At 72.3% G+C, this 14132-nt stretch carries 10 protein-coding genes, 2 pseudogenes and 1 riboswitch; of the genes and pseudogenes, 6 read left to right on the top strand and 6 right to left on the bottom strand.

Features of this window, described 5'->3' with window-relative positions:
- From D471_RS0113935 to D471_RS0113915, 5 genes and pseudogenes are all read left to right on the top strand, one after another.
- Positions 1-295 (top strand): annotated as a pseudogene (locus tag D471_RS0113935) (hypothetical protein); the annotation flags it as partial.
- Positions 292-435 (top strand): hypothetical protein, encoded by a 144-nt coding sequence (locus D471_RS40190; protein ID WP_017599174.1) that lies wholly within the window; start codon positions 292-294, stop codon positions 433-435. The pseudogene D471_RS0113935 and the gene D471_RS40190, both read left to right, overlap by 4 nt.
- Positions 432-680: a hypothetical protein gene (locus D471_RS0113925; protein WP_017599173.1), complete on the top strand. Its 249-nt coding sequence runs from the start codon at positions 432-434 to the stop codon at positions 678-680. The genes D471_RS40190 and D471_RS0113925 overlap by 4 nt, the downstream gene beginning before the upstream one ends.
- On the top strand, positions 677-895 hold the full coding sequence (locus tag D471_RS0113920) for a hypothetical protein (RefSeq protein ID WP_017599172.1): 219 nt from the start codon (positions 677-679) through the stop codon (positions 893-895). The genes D471_RS0113925 and D471_RS0113920 overlap by 4 nt, the downstream gene beginning before the upstream one ends.
- On the top strand, positions 892-1092 hold the full coding sequence (locus D471_RS0113915; protein ID WP_017599171.1) for a hypothetical protein: 201 nt from the start codon (positions 892-894) through the stop codon (positions 1090-1092). Before D471_RS0113920 ends, D471_RS0113915 begins: the two co-directional genes overlap by 4 nt.
- A 179-nt stretch (positions 1093-1271) precedes the next feature.
- On the opposite strand, the gene D471_RS0113910 is transcribed toward D471_RS0113915, so the two are convergent.
- The 5 genes and pseudogenes from D471_RS0113910 to D471_RS0113890 form a co-directional block, all read right to left on the bottom strand.
- Entirely contained in the window at positions 1272-2354 is a 1083-nt protein-coding gene (locus D471_RS0113910; RefSeq protein ID WP_017599170.1) for a ribonucleotide-diphosphate reductase subunit beta, read from the bottom strand.
- Positions 2355-2493: 139 nt separating this feature from the next.
- Positions 2494-5043, bottom strand: coding sequence for a ribonucleoside-diphosphate reductase subunit alpha (locus D471_RS0113905; protein WP_017599169.1), 2550 nt, complete (start codon positions 5041-5043; stop codon positions 2494-2496).
- Positions 5044-5195: 152 nt separating this feature from the next.
- Positions 5196-5388, bottom strand: a riboswitch (cobalamin riboswitch).
- Between the two features lie 305 nt (positions 5389-5693).
- Positions 5694-6266, bottom strand: a complete 573-nt coding sequence (locus D471_RS0113900) for a hypothetical protein (protein ID WP_026127714.1) — start codon at positions 6264-6266, stop codon at positions 5694-5696.
- 26 nt (positions 6267-6292) lie between these two features.
- Positions 6293-8028 (bottom strand): annotated as a pseudogene (locus D471_RS34420) (NYN domain-containing protein).
- 197 nt (positions 8029-8225) lie between these two features.
- A complete protein-coding gene (locus D471_RS0113890) occupies positions 8226-11168 on the bottom strand; it encodes a sigma-70 family RNA polymerase sigma factor (protein ID WP_026127713.1) in 2943 nt (980 codons plus the stop codon).
- Positions 11169-11377: 209 nt separating this feature from the next.
- On the opposite strand from D471_RS0113890, the gene D471_RS0113885 reads away from it, so the two are divergent.
- On the top strand, positions 11378-12121 hold the full coding sequence (locus D471_RS0113885) for a hypothetical protein (protein ID WP_017599167.1): 744 nt from the start codon (positions 11378-11380) through the stop codon (positions 12119-12121).
- 260 nt (positions 12122-12381) lie between these two features.
- Here the strand turns inward: D471_RS0113885 and D471_RS0113880 are convergent, their stop codons facing one another.
- Positions 12382-12849, bottom strand: a complete 468-nt coding sequence (locus D471_RS0113880; protein WP_017599166.1) for a hypothetical protein — start codon at positions 12847-12849, stop codon at positions 12382-12384.
- Between the last annotated feature and the right edge of the window lie 1283 nt (positions 12850-14132).

Below are 14132 nucleotides of genomic sequence, written 5' to 3'. Positions count from 1 at the left end.
CGCCCACCCGATCCCCCACCCCAGGCCCCCGGCTCTCCAGGTGGAACCCGTCGACCCGGCGTCGGCCCCACTCCCGGTGACCTCGGCCCCCGTGGACGACCCCCAGCTCGCGCGCCCCTACCTCCTGGCCGTCGAGCGCCGCCGCGTCGGACAGCCCGCCGTGCCGGAGAAGTACGACCTCCTCGCCCCCGACCCCGTGCGCCCTGAGCCGCCTTCCGAAGCCCCGCCCGTCGATCTGGAGGACCTGACGACCGCCGTCCGCACCTGGCGGGCCCTCACGGGGGTGAGCGCATGACTCCCCCTCGCCGCCGCCCGCGCCGCCTCACCCGCGTACGCCCCTACGCCCAGAAGCCGCGGCAGCCTGAGATCACCCTGCTGTCGGTGGCCGAGACCGCCGTGACCGCCCTCGCCAGGTGGGTGGTGAGGACCCGGTGACGAACAGGATCACCCGCGTCTGCGACCTGCGCGAACTGCCCGACGTGCCGAAACTGAAGCGGTGGGCCGCCGAGCGCGGAGCCGACGTCCGGTACCTGGGTCCGGATCTGGAGAGCCGCGCCGTCTACGCCGCCATCGTGGGGCCGGTGGTCCGCGTAGCCCGCTCCACGCGCCCCGGCCCGCACACCCACACGCTCGTCTGGCACTCCCCACTGGAGCGGCTCACCCCGGAGGTGGAGCGGTGACCGCCACCGACCAGGCCCTGCTGCGGGCCCTGGACGACCTGATCGCCGGACGGTGGATCCTCACCACCGAGAACACCGAAAACGGTGGAAGCGTGATCGTCGCCCATCGGCCGATCGGTTGGAAGGGGCCCGGGAACCCGCACGAACGCCTCGTGGCCGGTGACCACCACACCATGTGGGCACTGCTCACCCGACGCCAGCGGGAGGGCGCGTGATCGACGACCACCCGTGGGGTGACAACTTCGAGGGCCCCGACCCCGGATCGCCCAGACGACACGAAGAGGCACCCCCGACGCCCGGTACGGCGGTGGACGCGGTCGGCCTCGCGCTGGTGTGCGCGCCCCGCGCGGCCACCGATCCGATCGGCCGTGTCCAGGCCGTACTCCGAGCCGCCGCGAACCCCCCGCTCTGACGCGGACCACGGCAGCGCCCCCGGACGCGCGAAAGGGGTGCCCCCGCCTCCGAAGAGACGGGGGCACCCCCGCGTCCGCCCGTCGGGCGGGGAAGGCCCGGTCGCGCCTACCGGGCCTCCTCTCGCATCGGCCCTCCGCCCCCTCCGCCGACGGGGAGGGAGGGCCGGGTCGATGCGGATCAGTCCCAGTCCAGGCCGCCGCCGGTCTGGTACTCGATCACGCGAGTCTCGAAGAAGTTCTTCTCCTTCTGCAGGTCCATCATCTCCGACATCCACGGGAACGGGTTCTCCGTCTCCCCGAAGATGGGCGCCAGACCGATCTGCTCGGCACGGCGGTCGGTGATGAAGTGCATGTACTTCTCGCACAGCTCCGCGTTGAGGCCCAGCACGCCGCGCGGCATGGTCTCGCGGCCGTAGGCGACCTCCAGCTCACAGGCCTCCGCGAGCATCGTGCGGACCTCGGCCTGGAACTCCTCGGTCCACAGGTGCGGGTTCTCGATCTTGATCTGGTTGATCACGTCGATGCCGAAGTTCAGGTGGATCGACTCGTCGCGCAGGATGTACTGGTACTGCTCGGCGATGCCGACCATCTTGTTGCGGCGGCCCAGCGACAGGATCTGCGCGAAGCCCGTGTAGAACCACATGCCCTCGAAGATCACGTAGAACGCGACCAGGTCCCGCAGGAACGCCTGGTCGGCCTCCGGCGTACCGGTCCTGAAGTCGGGGTCCTCCAGGTTCTGCGTGTACTTGAGCGCCCACGCGTCCTTGGCCGTGATCGACGGGATCTCCCGGTACATGTTGAAGAGCTCGCCCTCGTCCAGGCCCAGGCTCTCACAGATGTACTGGAAGGTGTGCGTGTGCACGGCCTCCTCGAAGGCCTGGCGCAGCAGGTACTGGCGGCACTCCGGGTTGGTCAGCTGGCGGTACACGGCCAGGACGATGTTGTTGGCCACCAGCGACTCGGCGGTGGCGAAGAAGCCGAGGTTGCGCTTGAGCATCAGGCGCTCGTCCTCGGTCAGCCCGTCCTTGGACTTCCACAGCGCGATGTCGGCCTGCATCGCGACCTCGGTCGGCATCCAGTGGTTGTTGCAACCCGCCAGGTACTTCTCCCACGCCCACGTGTACTTGAGCGGGAGCAGCTGGTTGACGTCGGCGCGGGCGTTGATCATCGCCTTGTCGTCGACGTTGACGCGCTCGGCGTCACGCTCGATCTCCCCGAGACCGCTGGTCGCGCTGGCACTGTTGTCGGCTGCTGTGGTCATGCTGCGGTCGCTTTCCGTGTCTCCGGCCGGGCCGGACGTTGGTGTTGCGTGATGTCTGGGGCCGGGGCCCGAACCGGGGCCGCCCACGACGCGCGCGGACGGCCCCTCGGTTCGTGGCTCCCCGACGGAGTGGGGCCCGCTACTGGCAGGCCTCGCACTCGGGGTCCTCGATGGAGCAGGCCTGGCCGTCCACGATCTCGAACTCGTCCTCACCGGCGGCGGTGGGCGCGGGGCTCGGAGCGGGGCTCGGGCTCGGCGAGGGGGAGGGAGACGGGCTCGGCGCGGGGGCCGGGGCCGGGGTCGCGGACACGGCGTTGAGGCGCCCGTCCGTTCCCTTCAGCGTGCTCTTCTCCACGTGGGTGGCGCTCTGCGAACGCAGGTAGTACGTGGTCTTCAGACCCGAGCGCCACGCCCGACGGTACAGGGCGTCGAGCTTGCGACCGCTGGGAGCGGCCATGTACAGGTTCAGCGACTGAGCCTGGTCGATCCACTTCTGGCGGCGCGACCCGGCGTCGACCAGCCAGTTCGGGTCGACCTCGAAGGCCGTGGCGTACAGGGCCTTGAGGTCGGCGGGAACACGGTCGATGGCGCCCAGGCTGCCGTCGTGCATCTTCAGCTGCGAGACCATGTCGTCGTCCCACAGGCCGCGCTCCTTGAGGTCGCGGACCAGGTACGGGTTGACGACGGTGAAGTCGCCGGACATGTTCGACTTGACGAACAGGTTCCGGTAGACCGGCTCGATCGACTGGCCCACACCGGTGATGTTGGCGATGGTCGCGGTCGGGGCGATCGCCATCACGTTGGAGTTGCGCATCCCGGTGGTGCGCACCCGCTCACGCAGCGAGTCCCAGTCCAGGGTCTCGCCCCGGTCGACGTCCAGGTCACCGCCCCGCGCCTCGGCGAGCGCGCGCAGCGAGTCGATCGGCAGGACGCCCTTGCTCCACAGCGACCCGTCGAAGGTCTCGTAGGAACCGCGCTCGGCCGCGAGCTCCATGGACGCCTCGATGGCGTAGTAGCTGATCAGCTCCATGCTCTCGTCGGCGAAGTCGACGGCGCCCTCGGAGGCGAACGGGGTGCGCAGCTTGAACAGCGCGTCCTGGAAGCCCATGAGGCCCAGACCCACCGGACGGTGGCGCATGTTCGCGCGGCGCGCCTCGGGGATCGTGTAGAAGTTCACGTCGATGACGTTGTCGAGCATCCGCACGGCGGTGCGCACGGTGCGGCGCAGGCGCTCGGCGTCCAGGCCGTTGGGGCCGGTGTGCTGGGCCAGGTTGACCGAGCCCAGGTTGCAGACGGCGACCTCGTCGGCGCTGGTGTTCAGCGTGATCTCGGTGCACAGGTTGGACGAGTGCACGACACCCGAGTGCTGCTGCGGGGAGCGCAGGTTGCACGGGTCCTTGAACGTGATCCACGGGTGGCCGGTCTCGAACAGCATGGTGAGCATGCGGCGCCACAGGTCGACGGCCTGGACCTTCTTGAAGACCTTGATCCGCCCCGCCTCGGCCTCGGCCTCGTAGTGGGCGTAGGCCTCGGCGAACTCGGTCCCGTACTTGTCGTGCAGGTCGGTGACCTCGTCCGGTGAGAACAGCGTCCAGGAGCCGCCCTCCTCCACACGCTTCATGAACAGGTCCGGAACCCAGTTCGCGGTGTTCATGTCGTGGGTGCGGCGACGCTCGTCACCGGTGTTCTTGCGGAGGTCGAGGAACTCCTCGATGTCGATGTGCCAGGTCTCCAGGTAGGCGCAGACCGCGCCCTTGCGCTTGCCGCCCTGGTTGACCGCGACGGCGGTGTCGTTGGCGATCTTCAGGAACGGGACGACGCCCTGGCTCTTGCCGTTGGTGCCGCGGATGTGCGAGCCGAGGCCGCGCACCGGCGTCCAGTCGTTGCCGAGGCCGCCCGAGTACTTGGACAGCATCGCGTTGTTGCTGATGCCGTGGAAGATCGAGTGGAGGTCGTCGCCGACGGTGGTGAGGAAGCAGGACGACAGCTGCGCGCGCACCGTCCCCGAGTTGAACAGGGTCGGCGTGGAGGCCATGAAGTCGAACGAGGACAGCAGCTCGTAGAACTCGATGGCGCGGGCGTCGCGGTCGTCCTCGTTCAGGGCCAGACCCATGGCGACGCGCATGAAGAACGCCTGCGGCAGCTCGTAGCGGACCTCGTCGCTGTGCAGGAAGTAGCGGTCGTAGAGGGTCTGGATGCCGAGGAAGGTGAAGTTCTCGTCCCGCTCGGGGCGCAGGGCGGCCCCCAGGCGCTCCAGGTCGAACGTGGCCAGAGCCGGGTCGAGCTGGCCGAGGTCGATGCCGCGGCCGACGTAGGCGGCCAGGTAGGCGGCGTAGCGGTCGGCCATCTCGGACTGGCTGGCGGCCTGCGGGGCGCCCGCGATGAAGGTGAGCGCCTCGCGGCGGAGCTTGTCCAGCAGCAGGCGGGCGGCCACGTAGGAGTAGTCGGGATCGACCTCCACGAAGCTGCGGGCTGCCATGACCAGGGCGAGCTCCACCTCGGCGTCCGAGATGCCGGGGTAGAACCCGCGGCGCGCCTCGGTGAGGACCTTGTCCGCCGAAACACCGGTGAGCCGCGCGCAGGCCTCGGTTACGACGTGCTCGATCCGGTCGACGGCGGCGGGGGGCGCGCCGTCGTGGGTCGGCTCGGGCCGAACGGATGCGGGCACGGCCTCGACGTCAAGGGTCATACAGCGGCTCCAACCTCGGTAGAAGAGTCCCGGCGGGGAGGGACACGAGAAACACGGCCACGGCACACCGGTGGTCCGACACGCTGAGTGCGCGTGGTCACGTGACCGGTGGGTCGCGGTGGCCCGCTCTCGAAGCCCCGTCGTCGGCGCACGGTCGGTGCGCGCTGGCGGCAGGTCCTCGGGCTCACGGGCGCCCTCCTGACCGTCGCTCCCCGGGGGTCACTCGGGGGAGTCTCGTGTGCGACGCAGATCGATCCCGCTCACCGCTGCGGGGCAGCCCCGGATTCACACCGGGTTCCCTCTTGCCTCACCCCTGGGGGGTGAACCACCAGCGGGAGAGATACTACATCTAGGGGATGGGGCGTTGGAACACCGCAAGATGATGGCGTGTCATCGATTTTCTGGCCGCGGCGACCATGGCTGAGGGCACGCCCGAGACGTGGTATGGGGCGCGTCGATCCATCTGCTTCGTGGGGGTTTCGCTCACCGATCCGGGGGTGTTCGCGACCGCGACCGGACACAGCCTAGGGGCCCGCGAGGGGTGTGACGCACCAGGCGCGTCAGAAAGCTCACGACCGCGTCGCGGGTCACGTCGGGGGCACGCTCCGGACCCGGCCGACGACCGGCGCCCGGACCGGGCCCGCCGGGGGTCAGTCGCCGTCCAGCAGGCCGTCCAGGTCGTCCTCCCCCAGTCCCAGGTCGGTGCGGATGCGGAAGCGAATCCTCAGGAGCTCGTCCAGCAGGTCCCGCACGTACGGGGAGGCGGTGGCGTCCAGATGCGCGCGGATCCCGGCGGTCGCCCAGCGCTCAGCGCCCCCGAGGTCGTCGTGGGCGTAGAGCACCTCCGCGATGTGCACGTGGGTGGGCAACCCCAGCAACGACTCGTTCTCCAGGCGTTTGAGCTGCGCATAGGCCCGGTCTGCCTCGTCCAGTTGCAGCAGGGCGCCCGCGCTCAGGGCACGCGCGTCGATCACCGTCGGGCCGCCGTCGTCGATCGCCCGTTGGTAGGCCGCGCACGCGTGCTCGTACTCCTGGGCGATCTCCCACTGCTCCCCCGCGCGGACGAACAGTTCGGCGCGGGTGATCTCGCTCCCGGCGTCCACACGGTTGGCCAGGTCCTGCAACTGGGCGGCGACGGGGCCGTGCTCACCCGACCGGACGGCGTGGAACTCCATACGGTCGAGATCTGCCGTCGTCACGTGGGTCAACCGCATCGCCCCCATCCCCTACTCGCACTCCCACGCGCCGATCAGGGCCTGGCGCGCTCCAGTGCCTGCCAGAACCCCTGGCGCAGTCCGTCCCGGACCTCGTCCCTCAACAGGTGGTCGATCGGCAGCGAAGAGCCCTGGAGCAGACGCGCCTCCAGGTCGGAGGGCATCCGGGGTCTCCGGGCGAGAACCGCCTCGACCCACAGGGCGGGCGCCTCGCGCGCGATCGACTCCGCGAAGTCGTTCCCTTCTTTGCGTGCGACATGCACCGCATCGTCAACGGTATGCGCGGCGGCGCGTGTCTGCTGGGGATATCCAGGACTGGAACCGGGTTCCTGGTGTCCCCGAGGATCGAAGCGTTCGTCGTGTTCGGGACCAGTACGTNGGGCGCCCCCCCGCCGCGGCGGGCGGCGTCAGTTTCCGTACTGGTCCCATAGGTAGGGTTTGCGTCGTTCGCACCCCCGAAACCCGCATTGTCTCCTGGACCGAAGCGTGGGTCCGCCTGGGGCGGCGGCCCGCTTCTCTGCGGCGGCGGGTGGCCCTGGGGGGTGTCGGAGGCGAAGGAGCGCTGCGGCCCGGTTCCCCCCGCGAAGGACTGCTGGGGCCCCGTCCCACCGGCGAACGGCTGCTGCGCGTCGGCCGCGCCCGCGAAGGACTGCTGGCTCCCCGTCCCGCCCGCGAAGGACTGCTGTGGCCCCGTGCCGGCCGTGAACGCGGGCTGGGGGCCCGCCGCGGCATGGGTGTTGGCACCGGGCTGCGGGGAGGCTGGTCTGCCGGAAAGGCCGTACCCGTTCTGCTCCGCGCCCCGCACCGGTTGGTCTCCGGGGGGGTAGACCCCCTGGCCGTTCTGCCCGCCGGGTCCGGTCGGCGACGGCGTCGTGCCCGGGTAGGCGCCGTTGCCGTTCATCGGGGTCTGGGCGCCCGAGGGGAAGCCGTTGGCGTCGATCGGGCCCGGTTGCCGGGTGTCCGCGGCCGGACCGGCGAGGTGGTCGCCGCGCTGCTGGGCGAGGGACCGCCGCATCGCGCGCAACTGCTCCATGGCACTGCCCTGCGGAACGGGCTGGGGCCCGGTTCCCGCGAAGATCCCCTCCAGACCGCCGCCCGTGGTCCCGGCGGGCTCGACCCGGCTGCCCCCGGGCTGGGCCTCGACCGGCTGGCGGGGGGTCTCGGGAGCCGACCGGGCACGGCCGTTCGCGAACGGCGTCGTGGTCTTGGCCGCGTTCTCCTGGGAGGATCCGCCGCTGGTGAGAAGGTTGACGTGTGGGCGCAGGTGACCGGCGCCGATCTCGATGAGGTCGTCGCACTCCCGGCGCAGGGTGCGGGAGATGGTCCAGTTGCCCTCGACGGAGATGTGCACGACGGTGACGCGGACGCCCAGGTCCTGCACGTCCGCGACGACGGACGCCATGTCCTCGTCACCGCTCACCAGGACGGCGTCGCACAGCACACCGGTGCGGGCCAGGGTGGTGAGATCGCGTTGGACGTAGCTCTCCACTCCCTCGCGGCGACCGGGCCGTATCCGGGCCGCGCGGAACTTGATGCCGGGGATGTCGGCGATGCCGTCCTGTTCCTGGGTGCGCCGGTCGTCGGCGACGGCCTCGTACCAGTAGCAGCGCAGGAGCGGCAGACCGGTGCGATCCCGCGCCACCTCGTTGAGGAACTGGACGAGACCGGAGTAGTCCCAGGAGACGGAGTCCCGGTTGCGGGTTCCGTGTACGGCCATCGCGCCGTCCGCGAGAAGGTATCCCGCGTCGACGAACAACGCGCAGCGGTCCACGTGACACCGCCCCCTTCCCTGTTGATTCTGGGGCCATACCCATGACCGGGCCACAGCCTAGCCAAGTCTGTCTCGTTTTGCGTGCCAGCCGTGAACACCCACCGTTACGGTCACGCTACGCATGAACGAACATCCGAGGTGACTCGGGCTTTCCGCATCCCACGCAGCGTGACCGGGATGTCATGCCGAGTCGGGCCTCAGGTCCGCATGGGCGCGGTCAGAGCGATCACACCGACCACCAAGGCATCCTGCTGGGAGTGGATTCGGATGTCCGATTCCCGTCCGAGTACTGCGTCGAATCGGACGACGTCCGTCCCGAACGCGGCGGGGTCCCCCACCGCCCCGCGCGCGGAGCTGACGAAGGCGTTGTCCGCACCCGCGCGTCCGCCGTGCGGCGCGAGGACCGTCCCGTCCACCGTCACCGAGTCCCCGGCCAAGCCCGCGTCCCCCTCCCAGGCGACGACGTCCACGGTGGAGGACACCGCCGCGGGCAGCAGCCCGGAGACCGGGAAGCCGGCCCCGCCGCCCCGGAAGACGACGTCGGCGTGGTCCAGGACCATCGCCTGGTTGTAGGACCTGACCTCGGGGTCCTCCATCACCACGACCAGGCTCCACCCGGCGTAGACGCCGCGGCCCTCGACCGAGGGGACGTCGGCGACCCACCACTCACCGCCACCGTGGGCGCGCACGATGTCGGTGACGTCGGTGAAGGCCTGGTAGACGGGGTACCCGGGCAGGTCGGCGACGTGGACCTCGTCCGCCGTGACGGTCCGGTACTCGTCCGCCGCGGGTCCCTTGATCCGCGCGGTCGGCGTCTGCGGCCGTCCGGCCGCGGAGAAGTACAGACCCGCCCAGCGCACCTCACCGCCCTCGGGGAGTTCCCAGGTGGCGGAGCTGGAGGAGGTGGTGTCCGGGTTCCGGTCACGGTCGAGGGGGCCCATCGACCAGTGGTCGTTGTCGAGCAGGTACCCCTCCCGGGACCGGGCCCGGGCACAGGGTCCCTCCGCGGTGGACTCGGTGGCCTCCTCCCCGGTGTGGGGCGTGGGTTCCGGGCTCTCCGCGTCCGCGGGGCCGTTCTGGCCCTCCGAGGAGTCCGGCGCCTGGGAAGCCCGGGAATCCCCGGAGGTGACGGGGGGCGCGGGAACACCCGGGGTGTCCGGAGCGCCGTCGCCACCGTCAGCGGTCACCGGGCCGCCCACCTCCCCGCCGACCGGGGAGGGGTCACCCTCGGTCGCTCCGGTGTCCCCAGAGGACTCACCGTTCCCTCCGTCCCCGTTGTCCCCGACGCCGTCGGCCTCCTCGAGCAGCGGGTCCAGCCCCGGGTCGAGCGGTTCGTCGCTCGGGGCACGGCGTGTGTCGGCCTCGGGTGACGGAACGGGGCCCTCCGACGCGTCCCCGCCCGGAGCCTCCTCGGAATGGCCGTCCGGGTGCCCCTGGCCGCCGTCGTGATCGTGCCCGTGATCGTGCGGATGCTCGGGCCAGGGCCACGGCCAGGGGATCACCGGAGGCTCGGGGAGCTCCGGTTCGACACACGTCATCAGGGCGTTGCCGACGGTCTCCGCCCGGACCCGGCCGGCCGTCGCGTAGCGCGCGGCAACCCCGTCGGCGCTCACCCCCCGCTCACCCGTCGCGGTGGCGGAGACGTCCCCGGTCGACAGAGCGACCGTGGCCGGGACGCCGGTGTCGGCGTCCCCGGCCACACGGACGTCGAAGAACTGCGTACTGTCCTGTCCGGCGTCCAGGCCGGGGTGCACGCAGCGGCCCCCGTTGCTGCCCGCCGAGCAGCTCCAGTCCCCGTGTCCGGCCGCCCCGGGAAGCGCGTTGCCCGCGCCACCGGAGGAGACCATCTCGACACCGGGCGGCAGCGTGATGAGGGCGACGACCTCGTCCACGGTGGCCGCGCCGATGTTGCGCACGTCCATGACCATGATCCCGTCACCGCCGGGGATCAGGGAACCGACCGGGTCGATGCCCGCCGCGAACAAGGGCTCCGGCGCCTCCTCCCCGGACACCTCGGCCTCTGGAACGTCGGCGGGCGGCACGACCTCGGGAACGGGGTCCGGCACGGGCTCGGGCTCCTCCGAGGGGGACGGGGCGGTGACCGGCGCGACGGGCGGCGGGTTCACGGGCGGCGGGTCGGCTGGCGGGGGATCATCCTGGGGGACGGGCTGAGCTGATTGGACGGGTGGCGCGGCGGTTGGCGGGTCGGGAAGGGGTTCCTGTCCGCTGACGAGCGCGAAGGCGACCGCGACGGCGACCCCGGCCGCGGCCGTGGCGCCCACCGTCGCCTGCTGCTGGCCGCGCGACATCTGCCCCCACCAGGCGCCGGTGGCGGCGCCGCCCGGAACGGAGGCGAGATAACCCGCGGCTCCGGCACCGGCCACCAGGGGAAGGATGGTCCCGCGCAGCCCGACGTTGACGTCCATCAGCTCCGCGTACACCTCGCGGCAGTCAGCGCACTCGTCCAGGTGCGCGCCGACCTTGGCGGTGTCGCGTTTGGCCAGACCGCCCCGGACGTAGGCGCCGAGCAGGCCGAGGGTGGGGCGGCACGGCTCCGCGGCGCCTCCGCCCGCCAGGTGCATCTGGAGGTAGGCCTGCCGCAGGCCCTCCCTGGCACGGTAGGCGAGGGCGGCGACGCCGTTCGCGTTCATACCGAGGATGGGGGCGGCCTCCGAGGGCTTGACCCCCTCGATCTCGGTGTGCCACAGCACCGCCTGCCAGCGTTCGGGAAGGGAAAGGAAGGCACGGGCGATGAGGGAGCGCTCGAGGCCCGCCAGAGCGGGGTCGACGAAGGGCTGTCCTGGATCGAGGCTCTCCATGTCGTCCGTGACGACCTGGCGCTTCTCGCCGCGCCCCCGGTCGTAGGCGGCGTTGCGGACGGCGGTCAGCAGGTACGGACGAAAGCAGTCCGTGGGGCCCTGACCCCGCTGGATGACGCTGAGCACCCGGGTGAAGGCCTCCGCGACGGCGTCCTCGACCTCGGCCTCGCCGCGCAGGAGCTGGCGCGCGAGACCGCGCGCGGCGGCCGCGTGGCGTTCGTAGAGCACACCGTAGGCCGCGGTGTCACCACCGCGTACGCGCCTGATGAATTCTTCGTCACCAGTGAGTAGCTCTGTGTGACTGCCGTCGGCGTCGGTCACACGGCGTCCTTTCTCGACATCCCCTGCCAGCTGGGAGAAACGCCGGATCGGCGTCGAACTTACAGGTCCCCGAAAAAAATATCCCTGATCGGCGTCATGACCGCCACCGTTCTCCGTAATCCAAGACAGAGGCGAGCGGAACGGCCCACCGCGAGGGTACGGGCCCCGACCGCGTGCCGAAGGTCCGGGCGACAGGGGGGAGCGGTGCCATGGGTGACGAAGGACGGGGAACCGGGGCGTGCGACCACGGAGTTCGCGTCCGGGAACTCCGTGCCCTGTGGGGAAGTCGGAGCCGGGAGACGGTGTGGGACCGGACGGAGGACTGGTGGACGCCCGCGGTGGACGCCGTCTGCGCGGCCTTCACGACCGGCGCCGATCCGGCGGACGCGTCCGGACGTCTGGGAGCGGCGCGGGCACGGGCGGGGATCGGGATCGGGCGGAGCCTCGCGGACCTGGCCGCGTTCACGGAGGCCGTGGAGTGGGGGGACCCCCCGTTGAGGCTGGTACGCGCCATGGCCGAGGGGTGGGCGGAGGGGGCACGGGCCGCCAACACCTGCCAGGACGCGCTGACCGGGCTGGCGACACCGGCCTACCTACGCACACGGCTCGGGGAGCTGTATCCGATCGGTGACGACGGACCCCCCACCGTGGACCACCGGCTGATCGTGGTGACGCTCGACCCGACGCTCGACCCGTGGCGGCGCGCGGCGCGGCTGATCGTGCTCGGTTACGAGCTGCGCCGGTTCTTCGACCGCGGCGAGTCGGTGTGCCTGCTCAGCCGGAGCCGGATCGCGGTGATCGCGCAGGAGGCGGAGGACCTGGACGGGCGGCTCAGCGAGCTGCGCGGGGGACCGGGCTGGGAACACGGCGCCGGTGTGTGGGCGGTCCCGCTCCCACCGGCCCTCAGGGAGGCAATGACCCTGATCGACGGGTTGGGGAGGGCGGACGGATGACCACATGACGCCGCCCGGTGCCGCGCGGTCCGCCATGAGGGAGGCGAGATCCGGCACGGGCGGCCGGCCGACCCCCCGCCCCGTTGAGGGGAGGGGCGCTGGAGGGTCGGCGAGCCGGAACGGTTCCCGGGTCTTCTGGCCCTCGGTGAGGGCGACCCACGGAACCAGCCGGTGAGGGGAGCGCCGCCACGCGGCGCCCCCGGAGGCGCGTCCGCAAGGGGAGGCGGGCGCGCCTCCCCGCATGCCACCCGACCACGGGATCAGCCGAGGTTGACCCGGCCCCCGGTCACCGTGAAGACGGCGCGGCGCAGACGCGAGACCGGAACGGGTGTGATCTCGGTGATGCGCGCCTCGTACCCGCCGGGGACCGCCGTGTAGGAGGCGGTGAGGAAACCGGCGTCGGCCGACGCCGGAGCGCCCGCCCCCTCCTGGACTTCCCGGTCGTCCGGGACAGGCGGAGCCCCAGCCGCGGGGGTGGCCGGGGCGGTCCCGGTTTCCGGTGGCGCGGCTTCGGCCGCCCCCTCCGCCGGTTCCGCCTCGGTCTCGGACACGGGGGCGCCCTGGTACGGGAGCGGGTCCGGACCCTCCTCCTGTCTCCTCTCCTTACGCGCCCTGCGTTCGGAGCCGAGGACGACGAAGACGTCCGTCTCCTCCGCGTCGGGGTGCGTGGAGTCGTCCGCCCCCGGAGCACCGACGACCGGGGGGTCGGCCGGGCGCGGTGCGCCCACCTGACGGGGCTGTCGGTCGACCGGTGGGCGCGGGGAGCCCGGAGCCCGACGGGGGGCTTCCGGCGGGGACGCCGTCCCGAACCACACCCGCGCGGGCGACGCGGAGCCGCCCGTACCCGAGGTGTCGGAGGCGGGTGGACCGGAGTCGCCGGACACGGCTGATTCCGGCGTCGCGGTCCCCCCTGGGCCGGGAGCAGCCGACGCGAGGTCACCGCGCGTCAGTGTCACGGTTTCGGACTCGGGCGACCCGTTCCCGGTCCCACCCTGGTCGGAGGTGTCCGCACCGGGCACGGGGTCGGCCGGTCGGGGCTCATCCGAAGCGGGTGCGGGGGAGACGCCGGGCCCGGATGCGCCGGACGCCCCGGCTTCTCGCCCGGACGTGTCCGGGTCCGGCGTCACCTGCCCGGGGGCACCGGGGGGCGGGGCCGCGAAACCCTGTGCCGCGGGCGCCGCGGCGCCGGGACCGGGTGCCCCCGGCACGGGCGCCTCCGACGCGGGAGCCCCCTGCTCGGACGGTCCGGGAGGGGGCGGTGGCGCCCAGGGCGACACGGGGGCGTCCCCGTGTGCCGCCCCGGCGGACGTGGACGTGCCCGACACGGACATGCCGGGGTCGGTGACCCCGTGGGTAGGTGTGCCCGAGGGTGGGGTCCCCTGCCCGGGACCGCGCGGCACGGGCGTTGGGGGAACGCCGGAGCCGGGTGCGCCCGGCGCCCTCATCCCCCGCCCGGGAGTGCCCGAGGGCGGAGCCGCCGGAACGGATGGGCCGTGCCCGGACACACCCGACCGCGGCGCTCCAGGACCGGGGGGACCGGAGGGCGGCGGGGGCGCGGAACCGGGAACCCCGGGAGTAGGCACCGCCGCGCCCCCGTGCACGGGTCGCCGCGCCGGGTCGGGTGGCGGGGGCCACGGCCCCGGGGCGCCCGGTGGCGTCGGCGCCCCCGGGGGTGTCGGCGTCCCTCGGGGTGTCGAAGGGTTCGTGGGTGGGGCTTCCGGGCGGGGCGCACCCGACAGGAACGCCTCGGCCACCGAGTCCTGGGCGACGACGCGCGAGGACGGCGGGGTCCTCGCAGGAGGTGTGGGAGGCCGCTGCGGCCCCGAATCCTGAGGCCGCTGGACCTGTTGGGGGCCCGAGTCGGAGAACCACGCCTGGTTCGGGCCCGAGGCGGCCTCCCACGGACTCTGGTTCGGTCCGGTCGGCTCGTACGGTCGCGGCCGTTGGATCGCGTACGGGGTCGGCGGGATGTACGTCTGGCCGTTCCCGTTCGCGGGCCCCTGACCGGGTG

It is taken from the genome of Nocardiopsis lucentensis DSM 44048, from assembly GCF_000341125.1.
Classification (GTDB): domain Bacteria; phylum Actinomycetota; class Actinomycetes; order Streptosporangiales; family Streptosporangiaceae; genus Nocardiopsis; species Nocardiopsis lucentensis.
The sequence above is the reverse complement of the archived record's forward strand: the minus strand, read 5'-3'. Positions and strand labels throughout refer to the sequence as shown.